Annotated in this window: 19 protein-coding genes; 10 read left to right on the forward strand and 9 right to left on the reverse strand. The window is 66.9% G+C overall.

Features of this window, described 5'->3' with window-relative positions; translation table 11 throughout:
- Positions 1-16 precede the first annotated feature (16 nt).
- Genes ACY48M_RS01230 through ACY48M_RS01250 form a run of 5 tightly spaced genes read right to left on the reverse strand, consistent with a single transcriptional unit; the run spans position 17 to position 5,485 of the window.
- On the reverse strand, positions 17-1,357 hold the full coding sequence (locus ACY48M_RS01230; RefSeq protein WP_462818423.1) for a DUF58 domain-containing protein: 1,341 nt from the start codon (positions 1,355-1,357) through the stop codon (positions 17-19).
- Positions 1,358-1,370: 13 nt separating this feature from the next.
- Positions 1,371-2,369 carry an AAA family ATPase gene (locus ACY48M_RS01235; protein ID WP_462818424.1) on the reverse strand — a complete coding sequence of 333 codons (999 nt, stop codon included), beginning with the start codon at positions 2,367-2,369 and terminating at the stop codon, positions 1,371-1,373.
- A gap of 20 nt (positions 2,370-2,389) precedes the next feature.
- Entirely contained in the window at positions 2,390-3,559 is a 1,170-nt protein-coding gene (locus tag ACY48M_RS01240) for a DUF4350 domain-containing protein (protein WP_462818425.1), read from the reverse strand.
- The gene (locus tag ACY48M_RS01245) at positions 3,556-4,242 is read right to left on the reverse strand and encodes a DUF4129 domain-containing protein (protein ID WP_462819231.1); all 687 of its coding nucleotides are present in this window, start codon (positions 4,240-4,242) and stop codon (positions 3,556-3,558) included. Before ACY48M_RS01245 ends, ACY48M_RS01240 begins: the two co-directional genes overlap by 4 nt.
- A gap of 7 nt (positions 4,243-4,249) precedes the next feature.
- Positions 4,250-5,485, reverse strand: coding sequence for a hypothetical protein (locus ACY48M_RS01250; protein WP_462818426.1), 1,236 nt, complete (start codon positions 5,483-5,485; stop codon positions 4,250-4,252).
- A 140-nt stretch (positions 5,486-5,625) separates the two neighbouring features.
- Here ACY48M_RS01250 and mtrA point away from each other — a divergent pair, with 140 nt between their 5' ends.
- The 7 genes from mtrA (at position 5,626) to ACY48M_RS01285 (ending at position 15,040) form a co-directional block, all read left to right on the forward strand.
- On the forward strand, positions 5,626-6,306 hold the full coding sequence (gene mtrA, locus ACY48M_RS01255) for an MtrAB system response regulator MtrA (RefSeq protein WP_462818427.1): 681 nt from the start codon (positions 5,626-5,628) through the stop codon (positions 6,304-6,306).
- 34 nt (positions 6,307-6,340) lie between these two features.
- A complete protein-coding gene (gene mtrB / locus ACY48M_RS01260) occupies positions 6,341-7,957 on the forward strand; it encodes an MtrAB system histidine kinase MtrB (RefSeq protein ID WP_462819232.1) in 1,617 nt (538 codons plus the stop codon).
- Positions 7,950-9,650, forward strand: coding sequence for an LpqB family beta-propeller domain-containing protein (locus tag ACY48M_RS01265; protein WP_462818428.1), 1,701 nt, complete (start codon positions 7,950-7,952; stop codon positions 9,648-9,650). Before mtrB ends, ACY48M_RS01265 begins: the two co-directional genes overlap by 8 nt.
- 111 nt (positions 9,651-9,761) lie before the next feature.
- On the forward strand, positions 9,762-10,469 hold the full coding sequence (locus ACY48M_RS01270; RefSeq protein ID WP_462818429.1) for a ComF family protein: 708 nt from the start codon (positions 9,762-9,764) through the stop codon (positions 10,467-10,469).
- A gap of 105 nt (positions 10,470-10,574) precedes the next feature.
- Positions 10,575-11,258 carry a ribosome hibernation-promoting factor, HPF/YfiA family gene (gene hpf, locus ACY48M_RS01275; protein ID WP_462818430.1) on the forward strand — a complete coding sequence of 228 codons (684 nt, stop codon included), beginning with the start codon at positions 10,575-10,577 and terminating at the stop codon, positions 11,256-11,258.
- A gap of 186 nt (positions 11,259-11,444) precedes the next feature.
- Positions 11,445-14,285, forward strand: coding sequence for a preprotein translocase subunit SecA (secA, locus tag ACY48M_RS01280; RefSeq protein WP_462818431.1), 2,841 nt, complete (start codon positions 11,445-11,447; stop codon positions 14,283-14,285).
- Between the two features lie 236 nt (positions 14,286-14,521).
- Positions 14,522-15,040, forward strand: coding sequence for a hypothetical protein (locus tag ACY48M_RS01285; RefSeq protein WP_462818432.1), 519 nt, complete (start codon positions 14,522-14,524; stop codon positions 15,038-15,040).
- A 42-nt stretch (positions 15,041-15,082) separates the two neighbouring features.
- Here ACY48M_RS01285 and ACY48M_RS01290 read toward each other — a convergent pair whose 3' ends face one another.
- Positions 15,083-15,574, reverse strand: coding sequence for an Rv3235 family protein (locus tag ACY48M_RS01290; protein WP_462818433.1), 492 nt, complete (start codon positions 15,572-15,574; stop codon positions 15,083-15,085).
- A gap of 183 nt (positions 15,575-15,757) precedes the next feature.
- Between ACY48M_RS01290 and ACY48M_RS01295 the strand changes: the two genes are divergently transcribed.
- Positions 15,758-16,384, forward strand: a complete 627-nt coding sequence (locus ACY48M_RS01295) for a hypothetical protein (protein WP_462818434.1) — start codon at positions 15,758-15,760, stop codon at positions 16,382-16,384.
- On the opposite strand, the gene ACY48M_RS01300 is transcribed toward ACY48M_RS01295, so the two are convergent.
- Positions 16,385-16,666, reverse strand: a complete 282-nt coding sequence (locus ACY48M_RS01300) for a helix-turn-helix domain-containing protein (protein ID WP_462818435.1) — start codon at positions 16,664-16,666, stop codon at positions 16,385-16,387.
- A gap of 114 nt (positions 16,667-16,780) precedes the next feature.
- Between ACY48M_RS01300 and ACY48M_RS01305 the strand changes: the two genes are divergently transcribed.
- Both ACY48M_RS01305 and ACY48M_RS01310 read left to right on the forward strand, forming a co-directional pair.
- The gene (locus tag ACY48M_RS01305) at positions 16,781-17,455 is read left to right on the forward strand and encodes a hypothetical protein (protein WP_462818436.1); all 675 of its coding nucleotides are present in this window, start codon (positions 16,781-16,783) and stop codon (positions 17,453-17,455) included.
- A gap of 2 nt (positions 17,456-17,457) precedes the next feature.
- Positions 17,458-18,723 carry an AAA family ATPase gene (locus ACY48M_RS01310; RefSeq protein ID WP_462818437.1) on the forward strand — a complete coding sequence of 422 codons (1,266 nt, stop codon included), beginning with the start codon at positions 17,458-17,460 and terminating at the stop codon, positions 18,721-18,723.
- Positions 18,724-18,750: 27 nt separating this feature from the next.
- Here the strand turns inward: ACY48M_RS01310 and ACY48M_RS01315 are convergent, their stop codons facing one another.
- Both ACY48M_RS01315 and ACY48M_RS01320 read right to left on the reverse strand, forming a co-directional pair.
- Positions 18,751-20,385 (reverse strand): DUF5671 domain-containing protein, encoded by a 1,635-nt coding sequence (locus ACY48M_RS01315; protein ID WP_462818438.1) that lies wholly within the window; start codon positions 20,383-20,385, stop codon positions 18,751-18,753.
- A complete protein-coding gene (locus ACY48M_RS01320; protein WP_462818439.1) occupies positions 20,382-20,846 on the reverse strand; it encodes a hypothetical protein in 465 nt (154 codons plus the stop codon). Before ACY48M_RS01320 ends, ACY48M_RS01315 begins: the two co-directional genes overlap by 4 nt.
- Between the last annotated feature and the right edge of the window lie 85 nt (positions 20,847-20,931).

A 20,931-nucleotide genomic window follows, 5' to 3' on the forward strand; every position in this document is an offset into this window, starting at 1 on the left:
GTCACGCCCGAGCGCGTCAGAGCAGTCCGGCCGCCTTGAGCGCAAGGTATCGGTCGGCGAGGGCTGGCGGGAGGTCGCTCGGCGTGCCGGTGACAACATCACCACCGAGTTGCCGGATGGCGGCAGAGACGCGCGTCGTGTCAAGGAGGGACCGTTCAGCGGCGGCCGCGCGGTACACGTCCTCCCGCCGCGCCCTCGTGCGCGAGGCGTCGAGCACGGCGGGGTCGGTGACGGAGCACACGAGCACGCGATGCTTGCGGGTGAGCTGGGGGAGCACCCCGAGGAGCGCCCGCGAGTTGCCGGGGGAGTCGATCGAGGTGAGGAGCACGACGAGCGAGCGACGGTTGGTCACGGACTGCACAAGCGCCGGCACGGCGGTCCAGTCCATCTCGAGAAGTTCTGGGTCTACGGGGGCCATGACGGTGACGAGACGATTGAGCAAGTCCCCACCCGTGGAGCCCTGCACGCGACCACGAACCCGTCGATCGTAAATGATCGAGTCCACCCGGTCGCCAGCGCGCGAGGCGAGCGCGGCGAGCAGCAGCGTCGATTCGAATGCCGTGTCGATCCGCAGTTCATTGTCGATGCGCGCGGCGGAGGTGCGACCGCTGTCGATCACGATGACGATGCGGCGGTCGCGTTCGGGGCGCCAGGTGCGCACGACGACGCGTTGACCAGAGCTTGAGGTGGGGTCTCTGCGTCGCGCGGTCGCGCGCCAGTCGATCGACCGCACGTCGTCACCGCGCACGTATTCACGCAGCGAGTCGAACTCCGAACCCTGGCCGCGGATCATGATGCTCGTGCGGCCGTCGAGTTCACGCAGGCGGGCGAGGCGTGATGGCAGGTGCCGCCGAGAGTTGAAGGGGGGTAGTACTCGAATGTGCCCCGGCGCCGCGAGCGTGGCCTGTCGTGCCGCGAGACCGAGGGGCCCGGACGAGCGGATGGTGACGTGGGCGCTCCGGCGTTCACCGCGGCGGAACGGTGTGAGCGTCAGTGCAATGGCGCGCCGCTCACCACTCGGAATGGTGACCTCGCGGCGCGACGGGGAGGCACCCGCTGACGGTTCCCAGCCGTCCCTGACGAGCGCGCGCACTGTGCGGGTGCCGGCATTCGTGAGGAGGAGGGTTGCGGCCGCCGGCTCGCCGAGTCGCACCCGATCTGGCAGCTCTCGCCCCAGCGTGATCGCGCGCGGCGATCCGGCGAGCGTGAGATCGAGGGCGGCAGCGAGCAGCACGACGAACAGCCACCCGAGGAGCACCCAGGTCGCACCAATCGCACCGCCCGTGACGCTGGGAAGCACAATGATCGGGGCTATGCCGATCGCGAGCAGTGCCGCGAAGCGGCCGGAGACGCTCATGAGCGGCCGGTCATCAGATCGGCACCCGCACCTGCTGGAGCACGGCACGGAGAATCGAGTCTGCCGTGACACCTTCGAGCTCGGCCTCTGGGCGCAGCTGCAGTCGGTGACGCCACACGGGCAGCGCCATCGCCTGCACGTGGTCTGGCGTGATGGCGTCGAATCCGCTGAGCCAGGCCCAAGCTCGTGCCGCCCCGAGCAGTGCGGTGGTGCCGCGGGGGCTCACCCCGAGCTTCACCGAGGGGCTCTGCCGGGTGCCGCGGGCGAGGTCGACGATGTAGGCGAGCACATCGGCACTCGCCCCGATCGTGCCGACCTCTGCCTGCGCGGCCGCGAGACGCTCGGGTGTGAGCACGGCAGCGACACCGGCGGCGGCGAGGTTGCGTGGGTTGAATCCGGCGGCACTGCGAGCGAGCACCTCGATCTCGTGGTCGCGCTCCGGGACATCGAGCACGAGTTTGAGCAAGAAGCGGTCGAGTTGTGCCTCCGGCAGCGTGTAGGTGCCCTCGTATTCGATGGGGTTCATGGTGGCGGCGACGAGAAAGGGTGCCGGCAGTGCGAGCGTCTCGCCGTCGACGCTGACCTGCCGCTCCTCCATCGCCTCGAGCAGGGCGGATTGGGTCTTGGGGGGTGTGCGATTGATCTCATCGGCGAGCAGGATGTTCGTGAACACCGGGCCCTCCCGAAACTCGAACCCGCCAGACTTCGCGTCATACACGAGCGACCCCGTCACGTCGCCCGGCATGAGGTCGGGGGTGAACTGGATGCGCTTCGTGCCGAGCGCAAGCGATCGGCTCAGCGTGCGCACGAGCAGGGTTTTCGCGACGCCGGGCACCCCTTCGAGCAGCACGTGTCCGCCCGCGAGCAGCGCAATGATGAGGCCCGTGACGGCGCCGTCCTGTCCGACGACCGCCTTGCCGACCTCGGCGCGCACCCGGGCGAAATCATCGCGCAGGCCCCCTGCGGTCGCTGCGTATTCCGGTGTGGCCGTCGCGGTGGTGTCGTGCGTCATCGGATCATTCTCCTCTTCGGTCATGGTGTGGTCGCCGCCTGGACGGCGCGTTCGAGTTCGAGCAACTGGTCCGAGAGCTCGATGAGCTCGCGGTCTGAGTGGGGAACAGCATCGACCAGGAGCCCGCGCACGGTGCGGAGGGGGGCGCCGGTGAGCTCCGCGACCATCGCGGCGACCTCGTCGACTCCGGCCGTGCGACCGAGCCGCACGCGCGAGGCGAGTCGCTGTATCGTGCCGAGTCGCAGTGCGTCGAGGGCGCGCAGGCGTGAGGATGATCGCTGATACAGCCGAGCTCGACCCTCCATTGTCTCGGTCGCGCGCACCGTGACGGGCAGATTCTCGACGACGAGCGGCCCAAGCCGTCGACCGCGCCAGACACCCGCAGCGACGACGACGATGATGAGCAGCACCAGGACCTGGCTGACCCACGGTGGGGTGAGTTGCGCGAGGGAATCGCCTTCGACATCGCCCGCTCCCGGCACGTACCAGACAAGATTGTCGTGCTCACCGAGAATGCCGAGCGCGAGTGCCGCGTTGCCGTTGTCGGCGATGCGGTCGTTGGTCAGCGCGTCGGTCGTGCCCACCACCGTAATGGTGCGAGCTGCATCAGGAATCTGCACGAGCGAGACCACGTCGTCACCGCTATCGAGGCAGAGCGACACGCTTGGGTCATCGCCGAGGTAGCGGTAGCCCCATCCGTCGCCAGTGACAGTGCCGGCGCGCTCCACCGCGCCGACGGCACAATCCGCGTCGAGTTCACCCTCGACAACCCCGGCGAGTGCGACATCCGGCGCGATCGCCTCAAGGTGCAGAAACTCGGGATCGAGCAGCACGAGGTGGTCGCCGAGGCCCCCGGCGGTGCGCGCCGACTCGGCGTCGAGGATGCCGTCACGATCGTGGAGCACGACCGTGGTGGCATCCGTTCCAATCGCCGCACGGGTGGCATCGAGCGAGTCGGTGATGGTCACCGTCACGCCCTGCTCGCGCAGGACCTCCACAACGGCCTTCGCGCCCTCGAGCCCTGGGCTCGTCGGGTCGAGGGGAACACCGAGTGGCCGGTTGGCGCCAGAACCGAGGAGCGACACGATCGCGATGAGGAGGGCGACGACACCGAAGATGGCCCAATAGAGCCACCGTCTCGCCGTCGTGCGCACGGTAGGGGTGAGCACCGTCTGTTCCGTCGTCGTCACGCTTCGACCCTCGCTGCCACCGGGGAGTTGGCGTCGAATGACGGCCGCGCTGCCCGCAGCGCACGCTCAAGTGCGGCGACGTGCTCGTATTGCTCGCGCGAACCCTCGTGTTCGAGGTAGCGCACCTCGTCGAAGTTGTCGGCCGCAGCGCCGATCGCGGGCGCGTGCACGGGAAACGCGCTCGCAGCCCTGGCGGCGAAGTCTTGCGCGGTGGTGCCAGGGAGCGCGGTCACGATGGTGCGCTCGGCGAGACCGCGAGCGATCGAGCGGAACATGTCGGTCACGGCGTCGACCCACCGTTCCTCCGCCGCGCTGAGTTCCGCCGCACGCCGCAGCGCCGTCGCGTCACGGTCATCCTCGGGCCCGAAGAGCTCCGTGGCTACGCGGCTGCGGCGGTCGAGGGCAGGCTTGCCGAAGATAAACACTGCCGCGACGACGATGCCGGCAATGAGAAGCAGGACCAGGAGGAGACCGAGACCTTGCCCTCCGCCGCCGAGCTGCGGGTCGAGCGACGTGAGCCACTCCCACAGTGCCGCAGAGAGCTCGTCGAACCAGCTCGGCTGTGCCTCGAGGTATTCACGATCGGAGAGCTCGCGAAGCATCCACTCGCGGGCCTCGTCTGCCTCGGGGTCGACCGGCACGGCAGGCAGAAGTGCGCGCTGCAGCACCGTCGACGCCAGCATCACGCCGTCAGGCCCACGGTGAGTCGGATGCTGGTGGCGGCGTCGTGCTGCCTGACTGCCACGACGGACGACCGGTTGGGGCCGACCACCCCTGTGCCGGCGCGTGCGTCACTGAGTAGGGGTCGGCGAGGTCGCTGGCTCCCGCATCACGCTGCTCGACGAAGCGCGAAAGGTCGAGCTCGAGACCTTCTTTGCGCATGCGGAGGTCGATGTAGATGAGCCCGTTTGTGGCCGACTGCACCACCATCGCCATGGCAGAGATCGCGACGACAAGCGCAAGGAACAGCACGTAGACGCCGAGCACGACCGCGACGGCGAACCCCTCGTTGGTGCCGTTCGGGTCGATGAGGAACGACAGCATCGAAATCAGAATCGAGATCGGAGTCGAGATCACCTGCATCGCAACACTGAGAATCACCGATACAAGGATCTGCACACCGAAGGTGCGCCAGAAGAAGCCGTTCGTCAGCTGCCACGAGCGACGGATTGCCGCACGAAGGGTGCGGCGCTCGACCATGAGCACGCTGGGCACGAGCGAAATCTTGGTGCCAACCCAGGCCCCGAGTACGACAAAACCGAGACCGCCGAAGATGCCGATCGCGACGCCGATCGCTGCCCCCACCGCCCCCATGACCACGACGAGGAGGGCGATGAGCCCGCCAAACACGGCGATGATCACGACCACGGCCGCGACGAGAAGGAGGGTCCAGCCGATCAATGCCCAGAGTCGACCACGCGCCCGTGCCCAAAGCTGCCGCAGCGTGAGCTTCTCGCCGAGTACGGCCCGCGCGACCTCAAGCACGACAATGCCCTGCAGCAGTGCGACGACCGCGACACTGAGCAACATGGGGACGAGGTTGACGAGCAGGATCGCAAAAATGCTGCCAGCCGTGACCTCATCGAGGTTCTCGGCGCTCACATTCTCCAGTCGCGCGAACATCGCGAAGAGCGAGGCCACCAGAACGACGACCGTGACGAGCCCAACGAGGAGCTGGGTGCTGAGAGCAAGGCCCAGCAGCGGCCTCGGGTTGCGGCGCAGCGCCCGAAACGAGGCACCGAGCAGCGTGCCGAGCGTCATGGGGCGAAGTGGTACAAGTCCCGGCTGCGATGGGGGAGACCACTGCGGGGCGGTCGCCCCTGGTGCCGGCTGGTAGGGCGTGTGCCCTGTGCCGCTCGCCGCCGGGTCTCCCGGAGGCGACCACTGTGTTGGCGTGCTGCCGGCGTCGTCGACTCCGTCGCTCACGGTGCCCCCTCAGGTTGATGCTGACGTTCGTGCAGGCTGCGGATGCGGCATCCGCCCTTCATGCTGGCATACTCGACTACTCTTGTGCGAAAGCCTGCCCATCCTGTGTCACATGGGGTGCCGACTGCGAAGACGGGACGATGAACACTCGAATCCTGGTGGTTGACGATGACCCCGCTCTCGCCGAGATGATCGGCATCGTGCTGCAGTCCGAGGGGTTCACGCCGTCATTCTGCGCCGACGGCAGCGGTGCGCTCGACGCGTTCCGCACCGAGCGCCCAGATCTCGTGCTGCTCGACCTCATGCTGCCGGGCAAGGACGGCATCGAGGTGTGTGGCGAAATTCGGGGCGAGTCTGGCACCCCGATCATCATGCTCACGGCCAAGTCCGATGCCGCAGATATTGTGCGCGGGCTCGAGAGCGGCGCCGACGACTACGTCGTCAAGCCCTTCAACCCCAAAGAGCTCGTCGCCCGCATTCGCACTCGCCTGCGCCCGCTGACCGACTCGGGCACCGAGGTGTTGCGGGTCGGGGACCTCACGATCGATGTCGCCGGTCACGAGGTGCGACGCGGCGCATCGCCCATCAATCTCACGCCGCTCGAGTTCGAGCTGTTGCTCGCGCTCGCGCTCAAACCCCAGCAGGTGTTCACGCGTGAAATGCTGCTCGAACAGGTGTGGGGCTACCACTACAAGGCCGACACGCGGCTCGTCAACGTGCATGTGCAGCGGCTGCGCGCCAAGGTCGAGCTTGACCCGGATAATCCGGTGATCGTCACGACCGTGCGCGGGGTCGGGTACCGGGCCGGTGGCGGGCGCTGACCCTCCCGCCACCCTCCTGGCGGTGCGCTGGCGGATGCTGCGGGCGAGCGCCCTGCGCACGTGGCGGAAATCTCTCCAGTTCCGCACCGTGGCGATCACGGTTGTGCTTTCGGGCCTCGCCGTTATGGTGATTGGCACCTACATGTCTGCCGTCATCGGCAGCAACGTGTTCACCTCCCGGCGCGATCAGGTCGAAGCAGAACATGCGCGGGCCACCCTGCTCGCGCAGGACTACTTCGACAATGCGCTCGCCGCCGATGAGGCGAGTCAGGTCGACTTCGACACCCTGAGCATCGATGTGCAAAACGCCATCCTGTCGTCGACCACGAGCCCCGGCAGCACGGGGTTTGCCATGCTCCGCGTGGCAGGGCAGAGCACACAGTTCACCCTTCCGGCGACGCGCAGTCGCGGCTTCGACTCGTCGCTGCTGAGCGACGAACTCCGCACCCTGGTGGTGCAGGAGTCTGGCCGTGTGTACCTGCAGTCGGTGACCCTCGAATCCGGTGAGCCAGGCATCGTGACCGGGTCGCTCGTGTCGGCGCCATCGGCAGGCAACTACGAGTTCTATCTCGTCTTCGATCTCTCGGAGGCGCAGGCCACGATCGACTCGGTGCAGCAGACGCTCATCATCGGGCTTTCGGCCCTCGTGCTGCTCATCGGCGGCGTCACGTGGCTCGTCGTGCGGCTCGTTGTCGCCCCCATCAGGCTTGCCGCCGAGACGAGCGAGCGGCTGGCCGCCGGCCAGCTCGAGCAGCGCATCCCCGAGCGGGGTGAAGATGTCATCGCGACGCTCGCTCGATCGTTCAACGGCATGGCCGACAGCCTGCAACAGAAGATTACGAAACTCGCCGAAGTGTCGCGGATGCAGCAGCGCTTCGTCTCGGACGTCTCGCACGAGCTCCGCACACCACTCACCACGATCCGGCTTGCTGGCGACGTGCTCTACGACCAGCGAGCAGATTTCACGCCGACAACCGCGCGTACCGCCGAACTTCTTCACACGCAGGTTGATCGCTTCGAAACGCTGCTCGCCGACCTGCTCGAGATCAGCCGCTATGACGCCGGGGCGGTCGAGCTTGAGCTCGAGCCGACGAACCTTGTGCGGCTCGTCGAGGATGCCGTCGAATCGATGGAGCCGCTTGCTGACGAGCGTGGCTCAACCCTCGACGTCGTGGCGCCCGGCGGGTACTTCGCAGCCGATGTCGACCCCCGACGCATCCGGCGCATTCTGCGCAACCTGCTCGGCAACGCGGTCGAACACGGCGAGGGCAAGCCCATTGTTGTCACGATCGACAGCAATGCCACCGCCATCGCACTCACGGTGCGCGATCACGGTATCGGGATGAATCCGGCCGAGGTCGATCGCGTTTTCGACAGGTTTTGGCGAGCAGACCCATCGCGCCAGCGGACGATCGGGGGCACGGGGCTCGGTCTCGCGATCGCCCTCGAAGACGCCGCGCTGCACGACGGCGTGCTCGAAGTCTGGTCAGAGCCAGGGCTTGGCACGTGTTTCACGCTGACGCTGCCGCGTGAGCGTGGGGGCGAAATCGGCGAGCCGCCGCTCGCCCTGCCGCCCGAAACTCTGCCGCCCGAAACTCTGCCCGAGACGCCGCTCGAGACCGGCTCGCACAGAGGAGAATCCGATGCGTGAACCCCGTCAGGCCAGACGCTCCCTTCGTGTTGCCGCCGCCACACTGCTCGTGATCGTCGTCGTGCCGCTGCTCGCTGCCTGCGGCGGCATCCCGCGCGACGGGGATGTGATCACGGGGGCAGAGGTGAGCCAGCAAGATCCGGGCGGTATTGAGTACATCGTTGAAGGGCCAGAAGAGGGATCCACCGTCGAGGAGATTCTCCGCGGCTTCGTCAACGCATATAAGGGCTCGGGCGACTACGACGTGGCAAGGCAGTTCCTCAGCTCCGATTTCGGCACCGAGTGGGACCCTCGCGAAAGTGTGCTTGTGCACTCGGGTCGCGTGAGCTTCGTGGCCGTCTCAGACACCGCTATGGACTACGTCGTCAATGCAACCGCATCGGTGGATGCCACCGGCAGCTATCGCGGGTTCACTTCGGCCCCATCAACCCTGCACTACGAGTTCGTGCAGGAGGACGGCGAATGGCGCATCAGTTCGGCCCCGAACGGCATCGCGCTCACGGTGGGCACCTTCGAGGCCATTTTCGGGCAGCACGTGCTCTATTTCATCGACGCGGGCGGCAGCGCGCTCGTGCCAGACCTCCGTTGGTTCCCCGCTGGCACGGCGGCTACCCGCATCGTTTCTGCGTTGCTTGCTGGCCCGCCAGCGTGGTTGCAGGGCGCCGTGACGACCGCGTTCCCGGCCGGCACTCAACTCACGTCGCCGAAGCGTGTCGCGATCGAAGGCACGACTGCTGAGGTTGATCTCACGGTCGAGGCGCTCTCGGCGACCGCCGCACAACGCCAGCTCATGCGGCTGCAACTCGAATCGAGCCTCGGGCTTGTCCCTTCGGTCACCACTATTGCGATTTCGGTGAATGGCACAGATCTGGCCATCGCCGACCCGAGCCCCGGGTTGCCGCAGTCGCGCATCCAGGTCGATAACCGACCCCTCGTGCTGCATGAGGGAAGCTTCGGCTACTACGCAAACGAACAGGTGTCGATGATCGAGGGTGTGAGCGACGAAGTCGTCGCCCTAGAGCCTTCTGCGGTGACGTTGGGCGCCGGTGGCAGCGTAGCGGCCGTTCTCAACGCCGAAGGTGTCTCGATTGTGCGCCGCAGCGGCGAGGTCGCGCTGCTCGATGCCAGGGCGGGCCTCGTCGCGCCGAGCCTCGACGGTTACGGCTACGTGTGGTCGGTGCCGGCAGATGACCCGACGGCCCTGCGCGCCGCCGGGTTCGACGGCACCGTGTATGAGATCGCGACGGCACTCCCCGCAGACGCGCAGGTTGCGGCGATCGAAGTCTCGCGTGATGGAGCTCGGCTCGCCGTGCTGCTCGCAACGCCGGGTGGACCCCGGCTTCTCGTGATGGCCATCGTGCGCGATGCGAGCGCCGGCAATGTGCCGACCACGCTCGGCGAAGCGGTCGTTGATAGTTCGGAAGACAGCGGTCTCGCGATCGATCTTGCGTGGGTCGACGAGACCACGGTCGCGACCCTCACCACTTCCGGCGACACCCCGACGGTCGCGACGCATCAGATCGGCGGTCGACGCGACACCCTCGGCTCCCCAGACTCCGCGGTCGCGATCGTTGGCGGCAACAGTGAGGCTGGTCTTCGTGTGCTCGGCGAGGACGGCATCATTGCAGCGCGCCGCCCGAGTGGCTGGCAGACCACGCAGATCGAGGCCGACCTCTTGGCCACACAGCGCTGACGCCAGTCAGGGCGTGAGGAGCGCTCCTCCCCAGACGCTCCGAACCGTACGATCCCGAGAGGCGCGCTATTCGCACCCCATCCGGCCCTGCACGCTGGCCATGCTGGTCGCATGTTCGGTGCCCCCATGCGCGACCTCGTGGCGAGCGCATCCCTCGACGCGCTCGCGGTGCTCCTCCCTGTCGCGTGCGCCGGGTGCGGCCGCCCAGATCGCGCACTATGCGAGGGGTGTCGCGAGCATCTCCGCGGCGTGCCGCTGCGGCGGATGCTTGAGCGCAGCGATGGCAGCAGTCTCGACGTGTTCGCGGCTTTGCCCTACGAAGGGGTCGTGCGTCGGAGCATCCTCGCCCTCAAGCAGCAGGGCCGCACCGATCTTGCTCGCGTCCTCGCGCCGCCGCTCGCCACTGCGATCGATGCGGCACTCACGACCTTGCCGGGGGTGAGCGACGCGCCGCACGGCATCCAGCTCTGCGCGGTCCCCCAGGGGTCCACCTCGCGGCGCGAGCGTGGCTACGACCCCGTGACGCTCCTCGCGAGACGGGCAACAGGCGTGCGCGTCGGGCGGATGCTGCGCCACACCGCCAGCAGCGCGCAGAAGCACCTCGGGGTCGAAGCTCGGCGTGCCAACATTTCGGGTGCCATGCGCCCGCTCCCGGGCCTCGCGGGCTCGTGGGTGCTCCTCGTGGATGACGTCGTGACCTCGGGTGCAACCCTCCTTGAGGCGGATCGCGCGGCCAGGCTGGCCGGTGCTGTCGTGCTCGGAGCGGCCGTGCTCGCGGCGACGCCGCTGCGTTCTGCGGCTCAAAGCAACTGGTCGTGATCTTCTCGTGACTTCCACAGGTCCCCACCACTACGGTGGTCAAAAGAGGCGCGCTAGTCGGCCTGGTTCGCGGGTGGTGCGTCGCAACAGAACCGGGAGGACGCCATGGAAATTTCCATCACTGGACGCAATGTGGGGATCACGGATCGGTTCCGTGATTATGCGACCGAGAAGGCGGAGAAGGCCACCCATCTGGCACCGAAGGCGCTCGCCTTCGAGATCAAGGTGAGTCGGCACAACGAGAAGAATTCGAGCACTGGCGATGATCGCGTCGAGTTGACGGTCATCGGGCCGGGGCCGCTCGTCCGTGCAGAGGCAGCGGGTTCCGACAAATACGTCGCCTTCGACATCGCCCTCGACAAGATTGTCGAGCGCATGCGCAGGGCAAAGGACCGCAAGAAGGTGCATCGCGGGCAGCACCGCCCAGTCTCGCTGCGGGAGGCATCCGCTGATGGATTCAGTGTCGTCGATATCACCCCGGCGAGCCCGGAGGTCATCGAGAAGGTCAGCACGGGCTCGGTGCCGGCACAGGAGGCGGCGCCGGAGCCCGGCGATGACGACTGGAGCCCGGTCGTCATTCGCAAGAAGGTGTTTCCGATGGTGCTCATGAAGGTCGACGAGGCGGTCGATCACATGGAGCTCGTTGGGCACGACTTCTTTCTCTTCGTCGATGCTGAGACCGATCGCCCCAGCGTCGTGTACCGGCGCAAGGGCTGGGACTACGGCGTCATTTCGCTCGAAGATGCGGTCATCGACGAGGTCAGCGGCGCTCGCCGTGCGCGCGTCTAATTTAACGGTCGGGAGGGCATCCGGTGTTCGGATGCCCTCCCGCCTCGTCTGCAGGGAGCCGACAGCTAGGATTGCTACGGTGAAGGGTGCTGTGCCCGCGCGCCGTTCCTCTGCCGTTCGCCTACACTGCGACGCCGATGGAAACGTGGGTGGCATGACCCGACGAAATCTTTGAGGAGCTATTCGGTGGCAAATGTTCTAGAGCGTGTTCTTCGCGTCGGCGAGGGGCGCACTATGCGCAAACTGCAGCGATATGCGGCGGCAGTGAATGACCTTGAGAGCGACTTCAAGGAGCTCACCGACGACGAGTTGCGCAACGAGACGTCTGAGCTGCGCGAGCGCTACTCCAACGGTGAGTCGCTCGATGATCTGCTGCCTGAAGCGTTCGCCGCCGTGCGCGAGGCGGCCGTGCGCACCCTCGGAATGCGGCACTTCGATGTGCAGCTCATGGGTGGTGCTGCGCTTCATCTGGGCAACATCGCCGAGATGAAGACCGGTGAGGGCAAGACCCTGGTGGCGACGCTCGCTGCCTACCTCAACGCGATTCCTTCGCGCGGCGTGCATGTCATCACGGTGAATGACTACCTCGCGAGCTACCAGTCAGAGCTCATGGGCCGCATCTTCCGTGCGCTCGGCATGACGACCGGATGCATCGTCTCGGGTCAGACTCCAGCGCAGCGTCGCGAGCAGTACGAGGCCGACATCACGTATGGCACCAACAATGAGTTCGGTTTTGACTACTTGCGCGACAATATGGCGTGGCAGGCGTCCGATATGGTGCAGCGCGGACACCAGTTCGCGGTGGTCGATGAGGTCGACTCGATCCTCATCGACGAGGCTCGCACCCCGCTCATCATCTCCGGCCCGTCCTCGGGCGAGGCGAACCGCTGGTTCACCGAGTTCGCGTCGATCGCCAAGCGGCTCATCCCCGGTGTCGACTACGAGATCGACGAGAAGAAGCGCACCGTCGGCGTGCTCGAGCCCGGCATCGAGAAGGTCGAAGACCACCTCGGCATTGACAACCTGTACGAGTCGGCGAATACCCCGCTCATCTCGTTCCTCAACAACTCGATCAAGGCCTCGGCACTGTTCAAGAAAGACAAGGATTACGTCGTCATGAATGGCGAAGTGCTCATTGTCGATGAGCACACCGGTCGCATCCTCATGGGCCGCCGCTACAACGAGGGCATCCACCAGGCGATCGAGGCGAAGGAGGGTGTCGCGGTGAAGGCCGAGAACCAGACCCTCGCCACGGTCACGCTGCAGAACTACTTCCGCCTGTATTCGAAGCTCTCCGGCATGACCGGTACCGCCGAGACCGAGGCCGCCGAGTTCATGAGCACCTACAAGCTCGGTGTTGTCGCCATCCCGACCAACCGGCCGATGCTGCGCATTGACCAGGCCGACCTCGTCTACAAGAACGAGACGATCAAGTTCGACCAGGTCGTCGAGGACATCGCCGAGCGACACGAGAAGGGCCAGCCCGTTCTCGTCGGCACCACGAGCGTCGAAAAGAGCGAGTATCTGTCCAAGCTCCTTGCAAAGCGTGGCGTCAGGCACGAGGTGCTCAACGCAAAGAACCACGCGCGTGAGGCTGCGATCGTGGCGCAGGCCGGTCGTCTCGGTTCGGTCACTGTCGCTACGAATATGGCCGGTCGAGGCACCGATATCATGCTCGGTGGCAACGCCGAGTTCTTGGCGGTCGCCGAGATGAACCAGCGCGGACTCAGCCCCGTCGACACCCCGGATGAGTACGAGGCCGCGTGGGACGAGGTCTTCGCGCGGGTGAGCGCCGAGGTCAAGGTTGAGGCCGACAAGGTTATCGCCGTCGGCGGTCTCTACGTGCTCGGCACTGAACGCCACGAGTCTCGCCGCATCGATAACCAGCTGCGAGGCCGCTCCGGTCGACAGGGTGACCCTGGCGAGAGCCGTTTCTATCTCTCGCTCACCGACGACCTCATGCGCCTGTTCAATTCGCAGGCCGCCGAGTCGCTCATGGGCCGAGGCAATGTGCCAGACGACATCGCGATCGAGTCGAAGATCGTGAGCCGCGCCATCCGCAGTGCCCAGTCGCAGGTCGAATCTCGCAACGCTGAGATCCGCAAGAACGTGCTCAAGTATGACGACGTGCTGAACCGACAGCGCGAGGCCATCTACGGCGACCGCCGCCACATCCTTGAGGGTGACGACCTGCACGAGCGGGCTCAGCGGTTCCTCGAAGATGTTGTCGGCGAGGTTGTCGACGTGCACACCGCCGAGGGTCACGCCGATGACTGGGACTTCGACGCGCTCTGGACGGAGCTTCGCACACTGTTCCCAATCTCCATCACGCCGGACGAGGTGATCGAAGAGGTGGGCACCCGCGGCAAGGTCACCCATGACCTCTTGCTCTCCGAAGTGCTCTCCGACGCAAAGCTCGCCTACCAGCGGCGCGAGGAGACGCTCGGTGCCGCCGCGATGCGGGAGCTCGAGCGTCGTGTCGTCCTGTCGGTGATCGACCGTCGCTGGCGTGACCACCTCTACGAGATGGACTACCTCAAGGATGGCATCGGGCTGCGTGCGATGGCGCAGCGCGATCCTCTTGTCGAGTACCAGCGCGAGGGTTTCGCGCTCTTCCAGACGATGATGGGTCAGATCCGCGAAGAGGCCGTTGGCTTCCTCTTCAACCTGGAGGTCGAAGTGACACCCTCGGGTGCCGCGGCCACCGCTCCCGTTGTCGCAGCGAAGGGCCTCGGGGCCAGCGCGCTGCCGGAGCAGGCGCTAAAGTACTCGGCGCCGAGCGCAGACAACGGCGGCGACGTCGAGGTCCGCAATGCGCGAGGTCAGGTCGACCAGGCATCGACGGCGCGCGAGCGTGCGCAGCAGACGGCCGCCGCAGCTACAGCGCTCGGTGCCGCTCCTGGTGCGCAGCGGCCAGCAGCAGCCCAGCCCTCCGCGGGGCAGCGTGGCGCATTCGGGCAGCCTGCCGCAGGCGCTGCCGCTCCCGCGAACCGTGCCCAGCGCCGCGCCCAAGGAAAGAAGAAGTAGTCGCACCTTCGCGCATGCTCGGGAGGGTGCTGACGGCCGCCGCGGCTCTCGCGGTGACTGTCGGTGCCCTCTCTGCTTGCGCGTCCGTGACACCGACGGAGCCGAGTGCCCCGTCTGGGGCGTCGTCTTCGGCGCCAGCAACGACGGCAGCGCCGTGTCCGGTCGATGACCCTGTCGCGTGGGGAGATGTTGCCGCGCTGGCTGTGGTCACTGACGGCCTGGGCGACTACTGCGCGGTGACCCCTTGGCCCGGAGCCAAGGCGATGCGGCTCGATGAGGAGATCGTCGATGAGGGTGCGCTCCGCCAGTGGGGCTTCTCCGAGTCGGATGCTCTCGCCGCACAGCAGGCGGCGGTCACCTTCGTCGTCGAGGTCGCGCTCGACTCCCCATTTCTCGACGCTGCTGACGGCGCCTCTCCTGAAGCGATCTCGGAGTGGCTCGCGTCGACTCCGTATTCGTTCGCCGAATTCACGCCGGCCGACACGATTGTGCTGAGCGGCCGACTGCCTCAGCTTGAACGTGACGGCGGGCCCCGAGCCTCATCGATGACGGTCGAGGTGGTGAGAGTAACCGCGCAGGGCGGCAAGGCGGGGCCTACTGCGATCATCGTGCAGCTGGCGGTGCAGTCGCTGTACCGCCCGGCCGACGGCTCGGAGGAGATTCCGGTTGCCACGAAGTACACGATCGGATCGGATGCTTCTGGCGCGATCGTGAGCCTCGGATACGGCTTCGATGTCGGCTCCGACAGCGACTGAGCCGCGTAGTGGCCGCTCGCGTGCGGCGCGCGCGTGCCGTCGTTAGAGCACGTTGATCGCCGTTGCCCGCCACCGGGCATCGAGGCCTTCGAGGCGGATCGCGACGGCCCGCGTGCGCGCACGACCGTGCACCACGACGACGGCTTCGACAACGCCGTCGCGTGGTTCGTCGCTCACGATCGAGCCGATCGTGAAGCTCGGTCGGGCGGCCTGTTGGCCGCGCGCCCGTCGCGCGCGATCAGAAAGCACGACGCGCTTGAGCAGATTGCGGTAGACGTCGTCGGTGACCCAGCGGGCGATCTGCTGAAGGTCGCGCGCCCCAGCGAGGATCTCTACGACACAGCGCGTCAGATTCTCGAGCAGGGGTGCAGGGTCGGGGAGCGTCGATGTCGGGGCTGGCTGGTGGCCGAAGAACACCTCCGGCTCGAATGGTGCCCTGATGACTTTGCTGGGCAGGCGCACGCTCGACGTTCGAGCGGTGGCGAGGGCGAATGGCGCTGGTTCGGGCACCTGTGCGGGCAGGGCGTGCGTCATGATGGCTCCGTCGAGGGCGTCTCGAGCGACGTGGATTGCTCGATCGAGGGGGTAGGGGGATTCGGTCTACCCCCGTTCGGGGGCATAGCGACTCAACCATGCAGATGAGCAATAGTCCATGCCCCCGATTCGGGGCTGTGGAAAACTCGTGTCTCGGCCGCGAAGGTGGCCTACCGTCGCTCCATGCGCTGGGACAACCTCTTCGATGATCTCGAGAGCCAGCTCGAGGGCGAACTCAGGGCTGACGAGGCCGACCTCCGGGTCGAAGAAGAGCGCCTCCGCCGCGCCCGTCGTTCGCTGCGCGAGCGGTTGGTGACGCTCGCGGCGAGCGACACAACACCCTCTGGCACCATCCGACTGCTTCTCGCCTCGGGGCGCACGCTCGATCTCCGGCCCGCGACGATCGGTCGCGACTGGGTGTCGGGCGAGGTGGTGAGGGATGCCGGCATCCGCGGACACGGCGTTGTGCCATTCGGGGCGGTCCACGGCATCGTTCTCACGCGCGATCAGGTCGAACGGAGCACTGAGCGCGACGAACCACTCGACGGAATGGCTCGGGACGGACCAGTCCGAGACGGGCTGTCGGCGAGGCTCGGTCTCGGCTATGTGCTCCGCGATCTCTGCCGTCGGCGAACTGCTCTCGACATCACTCTCGTCAGCGGGTCAGCCGTCCATGGCACGATCGATCGTGTCGGGAGAGACCATCTCGACCTCGCCGTTCATGAGGCGGGGGTGGCGCGGCGCGAGCGTGCGGTGTCCCACTACCGCCTCGTCCCGCTGCAGTTCATCGAGACTGTGCGAACCGGTTGATCAGTGGGGACGGATCGTGAGTTCTGGGATATCGGCAAACTGCGACTGGGTCCAGAGCCCGTGCCGTCGGTTCTCTTCATACTTCGCTTCGATGTATGACTCGAGCACGGTGCGTTCGACACGCCAGTGCCCCGCCGCGCCGACCTTGATTGCCGGGAGTTCGCCAGAGCGCACGAGACCATACGCCTGCGCCGCCGAAATGTTCAGGATCTCGGCGACGTCGGCGATGGTGAGGAACCGGCCGAGTGGCGGCGGGGTTCCAGGCGCATCAAGGCCAGTCATATGTCGATTATGCGCTCCTCCCCCTGAGGGTTGGCGGGCTGTGGATAACTTTGCGCATTGCGCGCTGGATATCCGCACCATGGTGCCGGTACACGCCCGGACCAGAGGAGATCGATGAGTTCATCCAGTGGCAGTTCGCCCTCGCCCGCTGCAAGCTCGCTCGGCGCCGGTGATCGGAGCGGACGAGGGCGGTCACGATGGCTCGACGTGCGCCTCGTTATCGGGGTGGTGCTCGTTGGCGCATCGATCACCGGGGTTGTGAGCATCGTGATGGCGGCCGACCAGACCGTGACGGTCTATGCCGCGGATACGGCGCTCGCGGTAGGCGATGTCGTCACGACGAGCGACCTTGTCGAAACCGAAGTCCGACTCGGAGCGGTTGCTGGGCAGTACCTCACGCCGGAGACCATGCCTGACGCAGGGATCATTGTCACCCGCACGATCGGATCGGGTGAACTCGTTCCCACGGCCGCCGTCGGCGAGGCGGATGGCGAGGACTGGGCGTCGATCATCGTGAGTGTCACGGGGGAGCTTCCGCGTTCGGTGCGCGAGGGCACGCTCGCCGACCTCTGGGCGGCATCAGACGGAGACGAAGAGGGTTCCCCTGGCATCATCGCGACAGGGGTCACCATCGTCGCTGTCGCTGACGAGGAGAGCATGATCGCCGGTGCCACCGTGCTGAGCGTCGAACTGCTTGTGCCGCGTGACCGCATCGCACGGGTGCTCCAGGCGCAGTCCATGGGCGACACGCTCTCGCTCATCCCGGCCGCAGTGCCGTTGGGCGGATAACTATGGCCCGCATTGCATTCGCCGTATCGGCGGCCGCCGAAGATTCCCTCGTCGAAAGCGCACGAGACCACGGTCACGACGTTGTCGCCCGATGCGGCAGCGCCGACGAGCTCGCGTCGATCCTCGATGCCACATCGGCCGATTTCATCGTCGTCTCGTCGGCCGAGCGCTACCTCACTCCCCGTCTGCTCGCCGAATCTGACCGTGCCGGCGTTCGCGTCGTCGCCATCAACGACACGGATGCTGGCCGTCGTCACGCGATCACGGTCGGGCTGCACGAGGTCGTCGATGCGGGGGCCGACTGGGCGATCATCGAGGGCGTCCTCCTCGCTACACCCCTGCGCGCGACAACGCCGGTCGCGCGCGCGGACGGGCGGGGAACGGTGATTGCGGTGTGGGGCCCAGCAGGCTCTCCTGGTCGCACCAGCGTTGCCATCAATATCGCCGCCGAACTTGCCTCTGCCGGACACACGGTGGCCCTCGCCGACGTCGATACCTACAGCGGCTCGGTCGCACCGTCGCTCGGTCTGCTCGACGAGGCACCCGGATTTGCCGCCGCCTGTCGCCTCGCTGGCAGCGATGCCCTTACCAGCCGCGAGCTCGAGCGTATCGCTCAGCGCTATTCGTCGCCGCACGGCAGCTTCTGGGTGCTCACCGGCATCGGGAGGCCCAGCCGATGGCCGGAGCTCTCGGCTTCGCGGGTCGCTGGCGCGCTCGAGCTGTGCCGCGACTGGGTCGACTACACGATCATCGACACGGGATTCAACCTGGAGAACGATGAGGAAATCAGCAGCGACGTGTTCGCACCTCGCCGCAATGCCGCAACCCTCGAATCGCTGCGCGCGGCCGATCAGGTTGTTGCGGTCGGCGCTGCTGATCCTGTCGGCCTCTCCCGGTTTTTGCGCGCCCACGTTGACTTGCTCGATGCGATCGTCACCGAGCGCGTGCTCGTGGTCATGAACCGTGTGCGGGCCGCCGCGATCGGGGCGTCGCCAGCGCGGCAGGTCGCACAATCACTCGAACGCTTTGGCGGCATCGCTGCGCCCGTCATGGTTCCGCACGACCAGGCAGCGTTCGATGCCGCCCTCCTTGAGGGGGCCACCCTGTGCGACGCCGCGCCGAAGTCGCCCGCCCGCCTTGCCATCAGCGCACTGGTGCGCGATCGCATCTTGCCGCCGACCCCGAAGCGGCGCACCCAGCGACGTGCGCGGCGCGAGCGCGGCGGGCTGCTTCGACGCGTCGCCGGCCTAAGGTCAGATCCGGCCTGAGGTCGAATCCGGCCGGGCTGGGTCCCGTCAGTCAGAGTGCGCCGCGAGCGGGATCACCTCAATCGCGGCCCCGCGCGCGATGACGAGCACGTGAGCGCCAGCAACGGGGGCGAGACGTTCGACGACGGCTGCGGCATCCGGTGCCGCCTGGGACTCGCCAGAAGGCTCGGTGTTCCACACCGTGACCCGAGCCCCGGTCGCGTCGCGCACGGCGGCTGCGAGCACCTCGTTGGCTGCACTTGTGACGAGCGTGATGCGGCCGATGCGGGGAGCCGCCGGTGCGACGGGGCGATCGCGGCGCCAGACGGCGAAGTGATACACGGCGACGAGCACCGTCGCGGTGAGGAGCCCCAAGGGCGCCCGCACCGCCTCGATGAATGATCCGCCGCCCTCGCCGATGGCGAATTCGACGACGCTGAACGTGACGATGAGGAGCGTGACAAGAGCCACGAGGGCGCTCACCCCGAACACCACTACGAGGTACACGCGCCGGCCGCTGAAGGTCGACCAGGCGGCATCCGTTTCACCGAGTGGGCGCCACAGGAGCCACCAGGCCACACCCCCGACGAGGAGGGCCGAGAGACCGCCGAAGAGGAGCGACCTCGCCCCCGACTCGACGATGGGGTCATTGAGCGCTGCGAGGAGGGCATTGACGACAACCCCGAAGCCGGAGGCTCCCGTGATGAGGGCGACTCCGGATGCCACGAGTCGGGTGGAGCGCCGCACGATCTCACTCGAGCCGGCAACGACGCCGCGGTGGTACGCCCAGAGGGCGCCGCCGACGAGCCCCATGGCGGTGCCGTCGCCGAGACGTTCGATGCGATCCGCGACCACGTCGCCCGCCCAGTCGGGCGCCGGTACGTCGAAGGCGAATCCGAATGCGACATACAGCACGACAGCCGCGCCACCGAGCGTGAGCCCGACCGACGCGAACCCTGTCACCGCGACGAGCACGAAGTGGGCGAACCCGGCGGCCGAACGGCGGATGCCACCACGCGTCCAATGCCACCACCAGATGAGGGCGCCACCGGCCGTCCAGATGAGGCTCCGCAGCACGGGCTCCCACCACGCGCCGCCGAGGATGGGGTCGTCGACGGCAGCATCGAACAGCTCAGTGAGGGTCGCGATGCCTCCCGTGATGCCGATGGTGAGCCCCACGACGACACTGAGTGCGGGAGCGACGTCGGGCAGGCGGCTGGGCCGGTGGCTTGGCGACACCCACATCCACCGGTGCCACGCCCAAACAACGAGCCACACGCCGCCGGTCGTGAGGCCGTCGGTGTCGACGTCACCGCGGGGGAGACCGGAGAGCATGCCGAGCAGCGCGCTCGCGCCGACCGTGAGGGCGATGGTCGTCATAATCGCGAGGTAGATGGGCCACAGCACCGAGTGGCGGTCGCCGAAGGTCGTAAGCCAGCGCCGGACGAGCCAGTAGACGAGACCCCCGAACGGTGCCGCGATGAGCGTGAACGAGAGGGCCTGCGCGAGCCCGTTCGACCCGAAGGTGAGGTCTCGCTCGCGGTCGAGCGCAAGCGAGAGAAGGCCGGAGACACCGATCGCGGTGATCGTGACGAGCACGGAGAGCAAGAAGAGCAGGATGACTCGGCGCAGCGTGTGTACCGCCCCGGTCTCGAGCGTTCCGTGCGCCGCCATGCCGCTCATCGCAGCCCCTCGAGGGTGCAGACGTCGAACTGCCATGGCGCCTGCATGACGCGCCACCCGTCGCCCTCGGCGGCGAGCCGGAAGGATTCGTCGCTCGAATACCCGGAGCTGCCGAACGGGCCGGAGTCGTAGCTCGTATGCATCGTGACTCTGACGACCGCGATGGTGTCGTTCACTGTCGTTGACTCGAGGGTGATGCGGATGTCGCCGTCGATGTCGGAGACATACGATCCGGTGCAGTCGTCCAGGGTAGCCTCATCGACGAGTTCACGGGCGGCCTCGAGGTCACCCTCGATGAGCGCGGTCGTGTATGCCTGCACAGTCCCCTCGGGTGTCGAGGGGTCGAGCGACTCCGGCTCACCCCGGGTGAGCACGACGACGAGTGATACGACGACGAGCAGTGCGATCACTCCAAGGATTGTGAGGAGCACAGGATCGCGGCGCCGCGGATTCGATTCCATGGGCTCATCATGGCGCACAGTAGGGCATCCTGTCTGCCTCCCGTTGGTCGGCTCCCGTTCACATGTCGTCAACCGTCGCGTCGCC

The sequence above is a fragment of the Homoserinimonas flava genome (assembly GCF_054969005.1).